The organism is Planococcus antarcticus DSM 14505 (genome assembly GCF_001687565.2).
Classification (GTDB): Bacteria; Bacillota; Bacilli; order Bacillales_A; family Planococcaceae; genus Planococcus; species Planococcus antarcticus.
Genome location: NZ_CP016534.2, coordinates 3,207,679 through 3,224,187 on the forward strand (window position 1 = coordinate 3,207,679; position 16,509 = coordinate 3,224,187).

Annotated in this window: 18 protein-coding genes, 1 pseudogene and 1 riboswitch; of the genes and pseudogenes, 2 read left to right on the top strand and 17 right to left on the bottom strand. The window is 43.8% G+C overall.

Features of this window, described 5'->3' with window-relative positions:
- Positions 1–76: 76 nt before the first annotated feature.
- From BBH88_RS15730 to BBH88_RS15755, 6 genes are all read right to left on the bottom strand, one after another.
- On the bottom strand, positions 77–1,270 hold the full coding sequence (locus tag BBH88_RS15730; RefSeq protein ID WP_065536519.1) for a S1C family serine protease: 1,194 nt from the start codon (positions 1,268–1,270) through the stop codon (positions 77–79).
- Positions 1,271–1,284: 14 nt separating this feature from the next.
- Complete coding sequence (locus BBH88_RS15735; RefSeq protein WP_083387799.1) at positions 1,285–2,151, bottom strand: peptidylprolyl isomerase; 867 nt, start codon at positions 2,149–2,151, stop codon at positions 1,285–1,287.
- 129 nt (positions 2,152–2,280) lie between these two features.
- Positions 2,281–3,684, bottom strand: coding sequence for a sensor histidine kinase (locus BBH88_RS15740; RefSeq protein WP_083387800.1), 1,404 nt, complete (start codon positions 3,682–3,684; stop codon positions 2,281–2,283).
- A complete protein-coding gene (locus tag BBH88_RS15745; RefSeq protein ID WP_006829029.1) occupies positions 3,665–4,345 on the bottom strand; it encodes a response regulator transcription factor in 681 nt (226 codons plus the stop codon). Before BBH88_RS15745 ends, BBH88_RS15740 begins: the two co-directional genes overlap by 20 nt.
- Positions 4,346–4,449: 104 nt before the next feature.
- A complete protein-coding gene (locus tag BBH88_RS15750; protein WP_006829030.1) occupies positions 4,450–5,463 on the bottom strand; it encodes a YcjF family protein in 1,014 nt (337 codons plus the stop codon).
- 65 nt (positions 5,464–5,528) lie between these two features.
- The gene (locus BBH88_RS15755) at positions 5,529–7,349 is read right to left on the bottom strand and encodes an LTA synthase family protein (protein WP_006829031.1); all 1,821 of its coding nucleotides are present in this window, start codon (positions 7,347–7,349) and stop codon (positions 5,529–5,531) included.
- Between the two features lie 304 nt (positions 7,350–7,653).
- Between BBH88_RS15755 and BBH88_RS15760 the strand changes: the two genes are divergently transcribed.
- Positions 7,654–8,277 (top strand): flavodoxin family protein, encoded by a 624-nt coding sequence (locus BBH88_RS15760; protein ID WP_006829032.1) that lies wholly within the window; start codon positions 7,654–7,656, stop codon positions 8,275–8,277.
- Between the two features lie 50 nt (positions 8,278–8,327).
- On the opposite strand, the gene BBH88_RS15765 is transcribed toward BBH88_RS15760, so the two are convergent.
- The 5 genes and pseudogenes from BBH88_RS15765 to BBH88_RS15785 all read right to left on the bottom strand — a co-directional run bounded on the left by BBH88_RS15765 (position 8,328) and on the right by BBH88_RS15785 (position 11,063).
- Positions 8,328–8,858, bottom strand: coding sequence for a histidine phosphatase family protein (locus tag BBH88_RS15765; RefSeq protein ID WP_006829033.1), 531 nt, complete (start codon positions 8,856–8,858; stop codon positions 8,328–8,330).
- A 173-nt stretch (positions 8,859–9,031) separates the two neighbouring features.
- Positions 9,032–9,496, bottom strand: a complete 465-nt coding sequence (ribH, locus tag BBH88_RS15770) for a 6,7-dimethyl-8-ribityllumazine synthase (RefSeq protein WP_006829034.1) — start codon at positions 9,494–9,496, stop codon at positions 9,032–9,034.
- 39 nt (positions 9,497–9,535) lie between these two features.
- Positions 9,536–10,141: pseudogene (ribB, locus tag BBH88_RS15775) on the bottom strand (3,4-dihydroxy-2-butanone-4-phosphate synthase); the annotation flags it as partial.
- Between the two features lie 17 nt (positions 10,142–10,158).
- The gene (gene ribE, locus BBH88_RS15780) at positions 10,159–10,788 is read right to left on the bottom strand and encodes a riboflavin synthase (RefSeq protein ID WP_006829036.1); all 630 of its coding nucleotides are present in this window, start codon (positions 10,786–10,788) and stop codon (positions 10,159–10,161) included.
- Positions 10,773–11,063 carry a hypothetical protein gene (locus tag BBH88_RS15785; RefSeq protein WP_006829037.1) on the bottom strand — a complete coding sequence of 97 codons (291 nt, stop codon included), beginning with the start codon at positions 11,061–11,063 and terminating at the stop codon, positions 10,773–10,775. Before BBH88_RS15785 ends, ribE begins: the two co-directional genes overlap by 16 nt.
- Positions 11,064–11,125: 62 nt before the next feature.
- A riboswitch (FMN riboswitch) is annotated at positions 11,126–11,296 on the bottom strand.
- A gap of 398 nt (positions 11,297–11,694) precedes the next feature.
- On the opposite strand from BBH88_RS15785, the gene BBH88_RS18965 reads away from it, so the two are divergent.
- Entirely contained in the window at positions 11,695–12,018 is a 324-nt protein-coding gene (locus tag BBH88_RS18965) for a CHY zinc finger protein (protein WP_006829038.1), read from the top strand.
- A gap of 108 nt (positions 12,019–12,126) precedes the next feature.
- Here BBH88_RS18965 and BBH88_RS15795 read toward each other — a convergent pair whose 3' ends face one another.
- The 6 genes from BBH88_RS15795 to BBH88_RS15820 form a co-directional block, all read right to left on the bottom strand.
- Positions 12,127–12,615: a GNAT family N-acetyltransferase gene (locus BBH88_RS15795; protein WP_006829039.1), complete on the bottom strand. Its 489-nt coding sequence runs from the start codon at positions 12,613–12,615 to the stop codon at positions 12,127–12,129.
- Between the two features lie 356 nt (positions 12,616–12,971).
- Positions 12,972–13,796: a metallophosphoesterase gene (locus BBH88_RS15800; RefSeq protein WP_006829040.1), complete on the bottom strand. Its 825-nt coding sequence runs from the start codon at positions 13,794–13,796 to the stop codon at positions 12,972–12,974.
- Between the two features lie 96 nt (positions 13,797–13,892).
- Complete coding sequence (locus BBH88_RS15805; RefSeq protein ID WP_006829041.1) at positions 13,893–14,309, bottom strand: VOC family protein; 417 nt, start codon at positions 14,307–14,309, stop codon at positions 13,893–13,895.
- 167 nt (positions 14,310–14,476) lie between these two features.
- Entirely contained in the window at positions 14,477–15,262 is a 786-nt protein-coding gene (locus BBH88_RS15810) for an ABC transporter permease (RefSeq protein ID WP_006829042.1), read from the bottom strand.
- Positions 15,259–16,140, bottom strand: coding sequence for an ABC transporter ATP-binding protein (locus BBH88_RS15815; protein WP_006829043.1), 882 nt, complete (start codon positions 16,138–16,140; stop codon positions 15,259–15,261). Before BBH88_RS15815 ends, BBH88_RS15810 begins: the two co-directional genes overlap by 4 nt.
- Complete coding sequence (locus BBH88_RS15820) at positions 16,137–16,331, bottom strand: PLD nuclease N-terminal domain-containing protein (protein ID WP_006829044.1); 195 nt, start codon at positions 16,329–16,331, stop codon at positions 16,137–16,139. The genes BBH88_RS15815 and BBH88_RS15820 overlap by 4 nt, the downstream gene beginning before the upstream one ends.
- Between the last annotated feature and the right edge of the window lie 178 nt (positions 16,332–16,509).

Sequence of the window (16,509 nt, forward strand, 5' to 3'; positions counted from 1 at the left end):
GTTTTCTCTCGTGTAAATTAGCTTGAAATCTCAATATAAAAAAGGCTTCCTGACTAACAGGAAGCCTTTTTCTTTGTTAACTATTTTCTGTCAATGTCAGCTCAAAATTCTGAAGTTCGCCATTTCTAAAGGCTTTTACTTTCACTACGTCGCTGACTTTCGTTTCATTGTACAGATGTTGGCGAAGATCCAGCACGGAATTAACCGGATTTCCATCCAATTCGACAATGACATCATATGCTTCTATTCCTGCTGCCGCCGCTCCTGAACCTTCAACTACCGATTCAATGACAATGCCACCTTCGACTTCTGTTGGCAAATTCAATTGACTGCTGCGGTATTGTGCTGGAACTTCAGCTAAATCCACAATGGCAACGCCCATCGACGGCCGTTCTACAGCTCCTTCAGTTTCCAAGTCTGCGATAATTGGTATCGCTGTATTAACAGGTATCGCCAGTCCGATGCCTTCTACAGCATTCTGGGCGATTTTCATGGAATTGATGCCGATCAGTTGCCCTTCAGCATTGATCAAAGCACCGCCGCTGTTCCCTGGGCTGATCGCAGCATCGGTTTGAAGAACCTCTGACTGCCAGTCTTCTGTACCATCTTGGTTTATATCAATTGGTACTAACCGTTCAGTTCCTGAAATAACACCGGTAGTCACCGATCCGGAAAATTGAAGTCCTAATGGGTTACCAATAGCAATAACCGGTTCACCAGCCTGTAATACGGAAGAATCTCCAAATTCAGCTACTGCTTTAATGCTTTCACCAGGAACTTTCAAAACTGCTAAGTCGGTCCAAACATCTGTACCCAGCACCTCAGCATCAAGTTCAGTTCCATCTGACAAAGTAACCATTACATCTTCTGCACCTTCAACCACATGATTATTGGTGACGATATACGCAATGTCCCCATCTTTTTTATAAATGACCCCTGATCCTACGCCTGCTTCCTGTGATTCTTTACCTTCACCGGTTTGCGAAGCAAAAGGATTTTGCTGTGCCACCTGCAAATTGGAAACACCGACTACGGCGTCAGTGGTTTCTTCAACAACTTTTGTCACATCTGAAGTGACAACTGTGGAAGCGGTCTGCAAGCCGCTGACTGACTCACTGGTTGACGTTGATTCAGTGCTGCCGAGCTCTGCATCGGTCATGCCTGGAAGAACTACTCCCACTAATAATGCCCCTGCGATCAACCCTGTAAAACTTGAAGCAAAGTAACCTTTTTTGTTCTTTTTCGGTTCGTTTGAATTATAATAACCCATGTTTATTTCCTCCTCTATTCTGTCAAGCTATTATCGATGTTGTATGAATCGGTTTTCTCTACTAACCATTCTGCATATTTAGTATTCAGTGCTTCATCAAACAAAGTTTCCTTGATCTGTTCCTTGCTGTCTTCCAAATTTGCTTCAGCTTCAGCGGGTTTTCCGGTTACTTGTATGATATGGAAGCCGTAATCTGTTTCTACAGGATCGCTGATTTCATCGATTTCCATACCGAATGCAGCTTCTTCAAATTCTGCTGCCATTTCCCCTGCTCCGAATGCTCCCAGTACCCCGCCGCTATCGGCATTCGCAGTATCTGTTGAATATTCAGCTGCTAGTTCCGCAAAGTCGCCGCCATTCTCTAGCTTCGCCTTGACTTTATCTGCCTCTTCCTGAGTAGCTACGAGTATATGGCTTGCTTCGACTTTGGAAGGCTGTTCGAAAGACTCTTTATTTTCTTCAAAATACGTGCCGATCTGCTCATCGGTTATTTCAATATCCGGTCCAATGATTTTTTCAACCTTCAAGTAAACTTCCATTTCCTCTTCCAGATCCGCTATCGACATGCCACTGGCTGCAAGGGCCTGTTCAAGTGCTTTCGCTCCACCGTAGCTTTCTTCGTAAACTGCCATTTCTGCATCGAGCTCTTTCTGAGTTACCTTGATGTCAGCATTAGCTGCCTCCTGATTGACCACTTCGTTAGAAATCAGAGTATCAAGTGTCGCCGCTCCAGCGGAAGCCACCATTTTTTCATACAAAGCATCTTTCGTTATTTCGGTGTCTCCCACCGAAGCTACTGACTCGTCCCCTGAAAATGCAACCATCATAAAAATAGCGGTTGCCGCTATTACGCCGCTTCCGATGTATAAAAGTTTTTTCATATTTTTTTCCTCTTTTCCTAAGTCGATATACATAGCTTAACAAGCAATTATGAATAAACTATGACTAGAGTTTTAACAAAAATAAAAAGTTTTGAATATAAAAAATGACCTGGGATTGTTTCTCCCAGGTCATTTTTTATGGGGCAGGCGGATAATGAATTTCGTACCTTTCCCTTTTTCACTTTCTACATGGACTTCTCCATTGTGCAATGTTACCAGTTGCTTGACGATTGATAAACCCAGCCCGAATTGGCCGCTTCCCCGCGATAAATCCGCTTTGTAAAACCGGCGCCAGACCATATCGATTTCCTCTACGTCAATTCCCGCTCCGTCATCTCCCACTACAAGCGACATATAATCAGCTTCAGAATGAGAGGTCAAGGAGATGGTCCCATTCTCAGTAAATTGAATAGCATTCTTGACAACATTCATGAGTATTTGAATCAAACGGTCCATATCTCCATAAATGATATCGCCCGGACTTGTATTGATGACGATCGTATCGCCTTTCTCCTTCGCCTGCAGATCAAGCTGTTCCTGTATAATCTCCAGAAGCTCATCCGCTTCGATTTCTTCCTTCGTCAAGACGACCTGATTGGATCTGATTTTCTCATAGTCCAGATTTTCATTGACTAAGCGCATCAGCCGCTTAGTTTCCTCACTCGCCAGACGAATGCCTTTTTCACGTTGCCCTTCTTCAATCATATTGTTTCGGAGCCCTTCAATGATACCGGCGATTGTCGTCAAAGGCGTCCGCATTTCATGTGAGACATCCGCCATAAACTGGCGTCTGCGGTTTTCAAGCCGGTCAATTTCTTCGTTCGATTGCTGAAGTTTAGCAGCCATCTTATTGAAGTCGTGCGCTAAGTCACCAAATTCATCGAAATTCGATTCTGGCAGATTGACATCATAATGACCTTCGCTGATCATGGAAGTCGCATTTCGCATCCGCTGAATTCGGCTGACATGCATTTTCGACAACCACAAGCTGAACAGCAATGCGATCGCCAAAGCAATCAGCATGGTCGTAATCAGCGTTTTATTCAGCTCGGCAATCATTTCACTGATGCCACTGACAGGAGAGGCAAGCAGGACTCCACCTGCCAATTGGTTATTTTCGAAATAGGGCATGGCCACAAACGTCACTGTAAACTCGAATCGCTCGACATCCCTATTGACGACAAGCGTCTCTCCTCGTTCAATGACCGTCCATTCCTCTTGTGTCAGTTCAACAGGCGGGAAAGAACCAGAGACCGGATACAAAATTCGGCTTTGCTGATCAAAGACGATAAAACTGATATTCTGTGCTTCGAGAATCGAGACATACGCCTGAAGATTGTTTCCTGGACGTGGACGTTCAAGCTCCTCAATAATCTGTTCACCGTAGTTCTCCAACTCTTCCGCTTTTTCATTGTAGGCAAAATCATCCACGTATCGGACGAATAAAATACTCAGTATCAAAAAAGCAATCAGCAAAATACTCAAATGGCTGGCAATCAACTGATAGAAATACTTAATTCGTGTGTTCTTCAAATTTGTAGCCAACTCCCCATACCGTATGGAATAGTATGTCCCCGCCATTTATTTTTTTCCGAAGGCGCTTGATGTGAACATCTACCGTCCGCTCGTCGCCATAAAACTGGTAGCCCCACACCTGTTCCAATAATTGTTCCCGGCTAAACACCTGCTTCGGATGCTGCAAGAAGAACACCAGCAGGTCGAATTCTTTGGGTGTCAGGCTGTCGACCTCTTGCCCATCTTTCAAGACATCACGCGTTTCCTTGTTGACGGTAAAGTGAATGGTTTGAATAAGATCAGACACAGGTTCCACTTTCTGAGTCCGCCGGGTGACCGCTTTAATGCGTGCCATTAAGGTTAAAGGGCTGAATGGTTTTGTGACATAATCATCGGCGCCCATTTCAAAGCCAATGACCTGGTCCGATTCGCTGTCCTTCGCAGTCAGCATGATAATGGGAACCGCGCTTCCTTCTTCACGGATTTTGCGGCATAATGCGATACCTTCCATCCCCGGAAGCATCCAGTCCAGAATCAGTAAATCGTATACGCCATCTTTGTATTTTTGATAGCCTTCCAACCCATCGGCTGCAAAATCCCCATCAATTCCTTCTTTTGAAAAGAACAGCTCCAGCATGGAACTGACACTCGGGTTATCCTCCACTACCAATATTTTCATCCCGCACCTCCGTCTAACTTTCTTCTAAAGGTAAATGACAAATCCGAAAGACGCAAGCAAATTGAAAACCGCCCTTCTGCATAAGAAAGGCGGTTCGACAATTATTACGCTTTTTTCTCGCGCTTTTTCAGCTTTTCAAATAAGTCGCCGATCATATCATAATCAATGGCGATATTGTTTTCGTAAGCATATTTCACACCATAGCCAAGTGCCAATGTCATGGATGAAGCAACAGTTCCACCGATGATGGACCCTGCTCCTGGAATGAATTTTAATGCTTGACGATAAATGGTATGGCCGATCGTTTGCGTTGCAGTGATGACAATCATATCTTTCGCCGCTTTTTTAGTTAACGGTTTGTCATAAAGATTCGATAATTTGATAATCAAACCAACTTGCAGCGTTGTCAATGGCAGCACGTCAGAACCTGGGATAGGTGATGCACCGATGACACCGGCTGATACACCGGCACCGATAATCCAGCGTGTAGCAGCAGCAGATTTTTTCTTCATACTTTTAGCGAAGAGCAGGTCCTTGCCCTTCTTTTCGAGCAAAAAAAGGATTTCCTTCTTTAAGGTTTCCAAATTTTCTTCTGTTTTCGAAGAAATCGGAATAACTTTGTATTTGTTTCCCGTGTGCTCTTGGACAAATTGGACGATGGACGGAATGTTTTCCGCAGCGTCAATTTTATTCAAAACTATTAGAATGTCTTTATTGTGTTTTTCGATTTCATTGAACTTTCCTTTTTCACTTTCAGAAAATACCGTGCCTGCCGCATTCAGGAAAAACAGCACAACATCGGATTTCTGAACAAACTCTAAGGTTTTTTTAGGATTTTCATCGTTTGGATCATTTAATCCTGGCGTATCCATAAATTTGATATTTTCCAGTCCACGGATATTATAAGGATCCACGCTAACCGTTTCTCCTGGCATCGGATTGGTGCTGGCAATATCCTCTCCAATAATTTTATTGACAGTGGAAGATTTGCCGGCGTTCACTTCGCCGATCAAGGAAATCAGCAATTCCTGATCCAGTGCATCGTTGACTTTTTTCATTTCATTTTCGAACATCTTGTCCATCGCTTTCATGACTTCTTTTTCAAATTCTTTTACCATTGAGCGTCTTCCTCCTCATCTCTAGCTTACTATCTATTATAGTGGTTTCTCTTTGCCTGAGGAAATTATTCATCGATATAGTCTTTCAATAAAGCGTCTGCATAGTTCATCAGTGTTTCAGTATCATCAATATGTTTTTTGGCATCACTGTTTTTCCTGCGTTCATCCATAGTTTTTAAATCATACAGAACTTCCGGTAATTTTGCTCCGGGTGCTTTATAAAATTGTTCAGATTGAATGTAAGACCCGCCTGGCAAATAATAGCGCATGCCCAGCAAATTCTTTTTGTATTGGAACAGGTTATGACCCATCATCGGCTCGTCATGTTCGACTCCAAGCAAGGTCAGCAGCGTTGGCATGATATCTGTCTGGCCTCCAAGACGCGCCATTTCAGTTCCTTCAAAAAGATTTCCACCCGCAAAAATTAGCGGAATGGTGTATTGGTCCTTCAGCGAATATTCATGTCCCAAGAAGTCGCTTAATAACAGTTGATCTTCCTCAGTTACCAACGTGCCGTGCATGCCCGAATGGTCACCAAAAATAGCGATGAGGGATTCATCGTAAATCCCTTGATCTTTTAGTTCTTGAATGAACAAGCCGATCTGTTCATCTGCATAGCGGATTGATTGTAGATAGTTTCCGACGTACATGTCTTCATATTCGGCAGGCAAATTTAGATACTGCATAGCTTCCGGCATTTCGAATGGGGTATGGCTGGTGACAGTGACAATATTGGCGTAGATGCGCTCATAGGTTTCAAGCTGTCGAGGCAATTCATTCGCTGCAAAGTCAAACAAAATTTCGTCCGCTGGCCCAAAACCAACCTGCTTGACGTTCGGAATATCAGCAATCGAGAATATCTCTTCGTAGCCAAGAACCGGATAAAGAACGTCGCGGTTCCAAAATGTCACATCATCCGCGTGGTAAGTGGCAGAACCATAGCCTTTCTCCTTCAATATCCGTGCCAATGATGGAGCCTCTTTCCCCGAAAGACTATTCGCTGTAGCAATCATACCTTGCGAATACAGCCCTGTATTGGCAATCCATTCGGCATCAGAAGTTGTACCGGCTCCCACCTGCTGAAAAACATTCGGAAAATAAGCACTTTCGCTCAACAGCTGATTGAGGTTTGGCGTGATTTCCTGACCATTCAGGGAACGCCCGATGACGAAATTCTGGAGAGACTCTACTTGAATGATGAAAAGATGGCGGTTTTCTGCAATTCCGAAGCTTTCCTGTTCACTAGCTTTCACATACTTATTGCCTTTGAGCTCCTCCAACTCTTTTGCCGACAATTTGCTTGAAGAGGCATGTGCAGTTTCAGTCGAGCGGTTATACAATTGAACCAGTTGGGACTGCAAAAATCCATTTTCTTTCGCAAAATAGGAAACATCGATGATGGGCTGCTGGAGAGCGTAAGCGACCGTTATTGTACATACCGCGGCCATGCTGACCGCAACGTACTTCATTGCAGCTAGTCTCACTGGCTGTTTCCAGCGGCGTGCAAGGAATACCAGCAAAATGGCATCCACAAAAAAAAGAAAGTCCCACGGAGTTCCCAGCATCGTAATCGTATTGCTGACAGAACCAGACTGCGCAAGTTGCTGCAAGTCATAATAAGAAGGAATTGTAGAATAATAGCGAATATAAAGTGTGACTACGAAAAAGATGACGGAAGTGAGCAAGTTGAAAATCCAGACTGCTCGCCACAGATTTTTTTTAGCAACCAGTAAAACAACCGATAGCAAGAAAGCCCACACCGGAAATTCAATCAATGCAATATGCAAAATTGATTTCGCGTCAAAAACAAGCATGCGAAAAGCACTTACTTTAATTAATAAGAAGAGAAAGATCCACGTATAAGGCAGCGCGTCTGCTTTTTTCATCCAGAACACCTCTTTTCTACAGACGAATATATTAAAACAGATGTTGCATAGATTTATTTTAAAAGGGAATAGAGAATTATAATAGGTTGAATTAAAACGAATCAGAAGTGGACATATACTTTCCGATGGTTTTCTATAGATGCTTATTCCAAAATTCAACTGCGATTGCCACAGTAGACCTGCAGAAGAAAGAACGGAATACTTCTGTTTGGATTGACGTCTCCCGCCTCCACGCTTTAAGCAGAGCAGGAAGCTGACGTATTAACTCAACTTATATAACCTGATTATCAGAAGGAGCGATACAATGCAAACATTAAAAGCAATTTTTCTTAACACTTCATTAAAAAGTTCAACAGAACCTTCTCATACCGAAGGATTCATCCATGATGTGCGAGTTCATTTTAATCAACTAGGCGTGGAATCTGAAATTATTCGTTTGGCAGATTACAACATAGCATACGGTGTTCAGGACGATATGGGTGAAGGAGACGAGTGGCCGCAAATTCTTGAAAAGGTATTGGCTGCAGATATTCTTATTATCGGCACCCCTATCTGGCTCGGGGAAAAAAGTTCACTGGCTACACAAGCTATCGAGCGTCTGTACGGCAGTAGCAGCGTAACCAATGATAAAGGACAAGCCATTTTCTATAATAAGGTCGGGGGTGTTGCCATCACAGGTAACGAAGACGGAGCCAAGCATTCGGCTGCTTCTATTCTGTATGGTCTTTCCCATATCGGTTTCGTCATTCCACCGAACGTTGATGCCTATTGGGTTGGTGAAGCAGGACCCGGCGACTCCTATATGGATGCAGGACGGGACAATAAATTTACCAAATCAGCTATTCAACGACTTGCCTATAACACTTATCATTTAGCCGGTATGCTTAAAAATAATCCGATACCAGATTCCGGAAATACACTTGAATAATAAGGACCAATCGGCCGGCAGCAAATCAGCTGCTGGCCTTTTTTAGTAACTCAGCTCCACACACGCTTTACAGAGGCATCGCCGCTTTTTATTTCCACTTCATAGACATCCGGATTGGTTAGCTTTTGCCACTCCGAAAAGCCATAGCTCGCATCGATCTGTTTCAGTAGCAATCCCAATAAGTTTCCGTGAGTCACCGCTGCGGTTCTGTCTTCCATTTCGTTCAATATTTCCATTGCGCGGTCAGTTGCTTCTTTTCCAGATTCGCCTCCAGCGAACTTCAAATCCGCATCATCAAACGACTCCTCCAGCTTTTCCATCCAGTCCGGTAAATCTTCAGAACTTAATACACGTTCAGCCAATCGATCATCAATTCTAATCGGCAAACCCAGACAGTCTGCTGCCGGTTCGATGGATTGGATGGCGCGTGTCAGTGGACTAGAGATAAAATGAATCACCTGGCGTTTTTGCAGAAATTCCGCCAAGTCTTTTGCCTGCTTTTTTCCCATTTCAGTCAATTCTGCATCGGGCGCCTGCCCGGTCGCCTGACAATGTCTAATCAGAAAAATCGTTTTGTTCATAATTTCCCACCTTAATTCGATTTTATCTCTTAATGTACAAGTTAGAACAGTTTCTATTCTATATTCACCTTATTCGTAATTTGGCGGACCCAATGTAGTTATACACCACATTCCCCTAAATCCATTTTTTTAACCTTGAAAAAACTCCTGAGCAAAAGCCCAGGAGCTGACTATTATAATTTTTTCATGAGATTTGCCATCTCAATAGCACCGGCTGCTGATTCCCAGCCTTTGTTGCCTGCTTTTGTTCCTGCACGCTCGATCGCCTGTTCAATCGAATCCGTCGTTAAGACTCCAAAAATGACCGGAATATTTGCTTGGTCACTGGCTCTTGATACACCTTTTGCAACTTCGCTGCAGACATAATCGAAATGAGGCGTAGCGCCTCTGATGACAGTCCCTAACGTGATGACTGCATCGTAGTTTCCGCTCATCGCCATTTTTTTTGCTACAAGCGGAATCTCAAAAGCTCCCGGAACCCAAGCAATTGAGACATCGTCCGCTCCAACTCCATGGCGCTTTAACGCGTCTTCCGCGCCGCCTAGCAATTTACTTGTGATAAATTCATTAAAGCGTCCGACAACTATGCCGATCCGCAGTCCTTCACCGTTTAAATATCCTTCAAAATGAACCGTCATGCAATTCCATCTCCTCTAGTCGATTAGTAAGCCGTCATATTTTGACTTTTCTTGCTGATACGATACCAAGTCTTTAATTGTGAGAATGCCAAGTCCTAGCCGTTCCGCCACTTTCAGCAAATCATCTACGCGTGCCATTGTGCCGTCGGGATTCATAATCTCGCATATAACCCCAGCTGGAGGCGATCCTGCAAGCTTGGCCAAATCTACAGCTGCTTCGGTGTGCCCTGTCCGGTCAAGTACGCCGCCATCTTTTGCAATCAACGGGAAAATATGACCAGGACGTTTAAAGTCTGTTGCTTTCGCATCCGGGTTCACTAAACTGGTGATTGTATGGGAGCGTTCAAAAGCACTGATTCCAGTAGTTGTGTCTTTATGGTCAACACTGATTGTGAAAGCAGTGCCAAATTCATCCGTGTTGTCATCAGTCATGAGACCAATCTGCAAATTTCGTGCGATTGACTGGGCAATCGGTACACAAATTAACCCTCTTCCTTCAGTCGCCATCAAATTGACGATTTCAGGTGAAGCAAACTCAGCTAAAGCGATAAAATCGCCTTCGTTTTCCCTGTCTTCATCATCAATGACGATAATAGCTTTGCCATTTTTTAAGTCTTCAACGGCTTTTTCTACAGTGTAGAACATCTCTACTGCGCCTCCCTTTAAAATCCGTTTTCTGCCAGCCAGCTTCTGCTGAGTTTCGGTTCTGCTGTTTGAATACGTTCGGTATACTTCGCCAATAAATCACATTCGATATTGACTTTGTCGCCAATGCCTTTTTCTCCTAATAGCGAATCTTCCTGCGTAGTCGGAATAAGCGAAATGGTCACCGTATTATGGCCAAGCGCAAAAATCGTCAGCGAAGTACCATCGACTGCGATGGAGCCTTTTAGCATCACGTACTTCATCAGCCGAGGTTCAAGTTCAATTGTTTTGGTCACAGCGTTTGCTTCTTTTTTTGTTGAACGGATCATGCCAACGCCATCGATATGGCCACTGACAAAATGACCGCCGAAACGCCCGTTGGCGGGCATCGCGCGTTCCAAATTCACTCGTGCTCCTGCTTTTAATCCGATCATTGTCGAGGACTTGACCGTTTCCGGAATGACATCAACTGTGAACGTATGAGAGTTGAATGTCGAGACAGTCAAACAAACTCCGTTAATGGAGATGCTGTCTCCACGCTTGATGTCTTCTAAGATCAGGGCACAAGAGATGGTCAACTCCATCGCCTGCGGTTTAGCGCGGACTGAAGCAACGTGTCCAACTTCTTCGACTATGCCTGTAAACATTTTTTCACACTCCTCCATTCCAGTCGTGAGAATAGATTTAATTGAGTTCGTACGGGTAATTGGGTATTTTCCACCACGGGGCGTATGGGTGGTGAGGAAAAGAACATTCTGAAGGTTATTCTGTGCATGTGCCCTACTTCTTTATCAAGATTGCCGATTGCTCGGCAGTTTTTAGTACCTTGAAAAAGCTCTTTTTCCACGGAGGAAAGGAGCCGGATTAAAGATGGTCGCCTTGCGACTTTAGGGACTGGTCCCTCGTAAGGTTTTTTGGTCATACAAATTCCTCCTTTCAATTCTAACTCATTGAAAAGAAGAGGCACATAACGAAGCCGATCTCTACATTCTTCTCCCATCCAGACTGTAACTGTCGGTGCCGGAATTTCACCAGCTCCACCGTTTAGAAGCGCATTGCATAGAGGCCTATGCCTGCCTTCATCCAACCGGGTCACGGACTTACAGTTTCCTGCTCACCGCCGGTAAGGAATTTCACCTTGCCCCGAAGAATTAGATTCGTAGTTTCGTCCCTTTCATAGTAGCATAGAAAGAAAGCAAACCATATAAGTTGAGCTATATAAGTTGAACTTAAGAATCATCATATTGTAAACTGCGTCGGCCGATTTGGGTAAAGCACAGACGATTGCTCCTGCGCAAGCTCGTCGCAAATGAGGTCCCGGGAATGCCTGGTCCGTTTTCTGGCAGGAGCCCAGCCCATGGACACGCCGCCGCTAAGAGAGCCACTTCACTTAATAAGAACTACTATTTCTTCGCTAACTTACAGATATCGAGCAACGCGACTGAGGAGGCTTGGCGCTCGTCCGCGACAAGCGCAGCTGGTTTGCGGAATACCTGCTACGAAGGTTTATTAATTCACCTTATATCGTTTCGTTTCAGAAAAGGAGATTTGTTATGCCCCATCATCAAGTAGTAAAAGGCATCGGGGTTGATGTCGAAACACGCTGTGCTCACTATCATTCACCTATCGATCGGATTGCCATTAAATTTTTCTGCTGCCAAGAATACTTTCCGTGTTTCGAATGCCATGAAGCCATCGGATGCGGCAAACAAAAGGTTTGGCCAAAAGAACGGTTCCAAGAAAAGGCAGTTTTATGTGGGACTTGCGGATATGAACTGTCTGTCGTTGAATATTTAGCCTGCGCATCCATTTGTCCGAGTTGTTCTTCATCGTTCAATCCCGGCTGCAGCATACACAGGCATCTTTATTTCGAATAAAAAAATTTCAATCAATGCAGGATTCCCCTTCTCCTGATTGAAGCAGGAGACTTACTGACTGTAATAGCCGAATAAACGAAATAAAGCCATGTGAGAGAATGATTACTCTCACATGGCTTTATTAATAGGCAGTGACATTACATATTGCTCACCTTTCGAGCGCATGATTCGCCGGCCTGTGTCTTTAAATCCGGCTTTTTGATACAAGCGCTGCGCGGGTATATTCCGGGCATTAACCCCGAGAACCACTTCATCGAAATCTGGAAACTCCATTTCCAAGAATTCCGGCAGCGCATAGATAGATCCTGTCGCGATTCCTCTTCCCTGATATTTGGGATTCACGGAAAACCCTCTTAACAGCAAAGCTCTGGGGTTATCTGAATGTTTCTTCCGATCTTCCGATTCATCCAGTTCGAAAAAACCCGCATCCTCACCTCTTGCTTTGATGATAATAAAATGTTTTAGCGGATCTTTAGCATCTTTTTCGATGATTTCTTTAGGCAACCGCGTGAACTCTAGTTGGTTTGATGGCAAATCGTAATCGATTGACCCTTTTGAGGAGTAACGATGCAATGTAACTTCTCTTTTCTTAATCAAGCTATAACAACCTCCTTATTTACTTTCGCTGTCTACAGCAACTATTATGTGTTGACCTTAAAAATCATCCTTTTATACACCGCTTTGGATAGAGCAAGACGATTACTCCTGCGCAAGCTCTTCTCCAGTACGGAGTCAGGATTTCCCTTTGATCCCGCTGACTCCCGCTATGGGCTTATCCCATGGACGCACTAGCACTGATTTAGTCGATTGAAAATAAAAAACGTAAAATCTCGCTACTATCTTACGTTAGATCACTTGATAAGAGTCGTTAGATCAACTTGTATAGCTACCAAATCTAATGACAAGTAGATGGATGCATAGGAGTCACCAATTCTATACTCTATGCGACTGTCTTACTCTTTTTCCAGTGTTACCACGACAACTTCGGGCAGATTAAAAATACGGACAGGAAACGTACTATTACCAAGCCCTCGGCTGACGACCATTTCCGTTTGATCTTTTTCGAAGATTCCCTCTGTTACTTTTGGAAACCACCCTTGTCCTGGAGCAATCAAACCGCCAAGTCCGGGAATGCGAATTTGGCCGCCGTGAGCATGTCCGGAAAAGACGACATCTACTTCTTCTTCGGCATAAACGGATAGATACTCCGGACGATGAGCCAGCAGCAGCGTGAAGTCATCTGTCAGCTGTGCATGTTCAAGGCTGTTCTGCGTAGCTTCGTCCTCATGTATATCAGGAACCATCAAAGGATCGTCAATTCCTGCAACCTGGATTGTTGCCCCTGCTTTTTCCCATTCTACCGACTCATCTGCCAAGACCACAACACCCCGTTCACGTAATGCAGATGCAATTTCTGCAACCTGATTGGAAGCCACTTCATGGTTTCCAGTAACATAATAAACACTACTCATCTCTACAAGCGCGTCGACCAGCACCAAGCTCGCACCCAGGTCATAACGGTTGCTGTCAACAAGATCCCCCGTCAAAAAGATAGCATCGGGACCAGCCGCTTCGACCTTTTCTATCAACGACGATTGATTTCTTCCAAACGTGGCATTATGTAAATCCGATACTTGAACAATTCTTGTCCCGTCAAAAGCTTCCGGCAGCTTCTCAGAAGTTACCGTATATTCAGTGGTTTGCACCCACTTATTACTGATCCAAATTCCACTCCATATCAATAGCACTATCAGAATAAATACTGTAAGTTTCTTCATGAAAAGTAACCTCTATTCGATTTTAATTAAGTCAATCGGGTTTCTAATTCACGTCATTTTTTACCAAACCAGACGCGCGGCAAGATAAAAAGTGAGTCATTTTTTTCTCTCTGCATCGCCATACACTGTTTCTGTGGCTGTAATCTCAATCTTTAAGCGATCGGGCCCTTCCAGGAAAACCGCATAATAATCTGGACCGCCTGCATATGGATGAAGATCTTCATATAAGATTCGCGCTCCCCATTGTCTCATTTTTTCAGTCATTTCGTCCACTTGTACGCGTGAATCCGCATGAAACGCTAAATGATTCAATCCTGTTTCTTTGCGATGAAAAGGCGTTTGAAGAAATTTCTCTTCAGTTTGCACAAAAACAATATACGTAGGACCTGACTTGTAACTGAAGCCTTGTTGCCATTCCTGAAACAATGCATATCCAAGCGGCGGCAGCAGCTCGCTATAGAAAGATCTCGACTCTGTTAAGTTTGATACGTTCAGTTCAACATGATGCAACATTTGCTAATCTCCTTTTTCACATTTTTACATTCTCCTAAAGAAGTCTTCTTTTTAAAGCCTAGCTAAGTCATGTTTTTTGTTACATAGCCAAGTTCTCTCGTAACTCTGAAACAAGGAATCAGAACCGTTAGCTAATTTAAATTCGACTACTCCCCCGAATCTTCAGACTAAACTTTGGTTTTTGCTTTGTTTTTCCGAGATGCCCAGCTACCAAGAACAAATAAAGCTACAATGATCAGAACAGCAACTCCGATTGCGCCTGCTAAGCTAGCGCTATCCGAACTCCCAGTTAACCAGGCTGTTGCATATTGAGGCAGCTTTACTGGAGAGATGGCCCAACTCGTTCCGAATAAACCATCAGCCAGCTGAAGAATGACATAGATGGCAAATGCAACAGCCGCTGCAAGCCCACCATTTGGCATAGCAGCACTCGCCGCCACAACAATGGAAACGATAAGCATCACCCAGATGCTATAGGTCCCCACCATTTGAAGAAGCATGCCGAACTCAACTGTTCCAAAAAATAATAGCGTGTAATAATACCCCGCCAGGAATCCAAGCCAAACACTGAATAAAGAAATAGCAGATGCCATCACCCACTTACTGAGAAAGTATACCGGAAAAGAAAGTGGACGCACATACAATAAAGTAGCTGTTCCACTTTTACGTTCTCCAGCAACAGTTCCCATATAAGCCAGAATCAGCACCGCGATTCCGATAGTTTGAAATTGTTCCATGACTGCGATTAAAATCTGTTCAGGTGCTGGTGTCGGGAATTCAAATACTGCCCCTTCCGGCAGTCCACCAGATGACTCTATTATCTGCGGCAGAAAGTAATTCACCACAGGCTCTGTAATCCCCAAAAGAATGAAAATGGCAGGTATCCAGTAAATCTTATAATTACGCATGTTTTCCCGCCACTCTTTTTGCATGAGAACGCTGAATTGGTTCATTTGGCAGCGACCACCTTCATAAAGATTTCTTCCAGAGACACTGTTTGAAAATCGATTCCCAGGATATCCTGGTTTTCAAAAGCCAGAACTTGGAGAACTTGCTGCATGGTTGGACTGCTTTTTTGAACAGGAAGAAAAATCGCATCTCCTTTAAGTTCAAGTTTCCATGGCAGTCTTCCAACAAACGATGCCGCTTGGTTATGATTTGGAAACCGTATTCTTATATGTGGATCGGCATGCCGATTCTTGACTTCACTCAAAGAACCCTGCTCAATCAAACGCCCATCTTTCATAAACAACAGCTGATCGGTCATTTCTTCCGCGTCATTTAAAATATGAGTAGAGTATAGGATGGTTGTATCCTGTTGCAACGTCTTCAACAAAGTCATAATTTCTCGTCGGCCAGTCGGATCCAATGCTGAAATCGGTTCATCCAAAAGAAGAAGCTTTGGCTGATGGACAATTGCCTGTGCCAAACCTAAACGTTGCTTCATCCCTCCTGAAAAAGCACCGGTCTTTTTATTTATGGCAGTTGCTAGTCCCACGAATTCCAAAGTGCGGATTGCCTGTAGCCTAGCTTTCTTAGCCTCAATACCGCTAATTTTCGCAGCCATCTCCAAAAACTCAAGTGCCGTCAGCCAAGGAAAGAATTGCGGATACTGAGGAAGAAAACCGATTGTAGTTCCTTCAGCCATTGTAATAATACCGCTTGACGGAGACAGCAAATCAGCCAGCATCGACAGGCTTGTCGTTTTTCCCGCTCCATTAGGTCCAATTAAAGCCGTAGCAGTCCCATTCTCCAATACAAAGGAAAGTTCTTCCACCACATTTTCCTGTCCATAGTGTTTCGTCAGCCTTTCCACTTCTGCTCTACTCAATAGTTTCTCCTCCCAATAACAAAGTATAAAAGGGGGCCAATGATATTGATAACAACAATAAGTGCGCCCCACATCCATTTAGGTCCGTATGGATTAGGGTTTTTTATCAAATCCACTAATGCAAAAATCATTAAGGCAAATTGAATAATGATAATCGGCAGCAGAGCCAATATTAATGTTGTTTGATCCATCAAACGTCACCTCTTCTTTGTTTTCCTGTAAAAGATCCTATAGATTATGTTCTCTGCATTCCCGCCCATTTCCTCTATTACGAAATGCAAAAACACCGAAGGCAGTGCCCATTCGGTGTTTGTTTTCTACTTCTCATGACAACGCAGTTTCTTCGTTCAATTTTAAGATGAAATTACA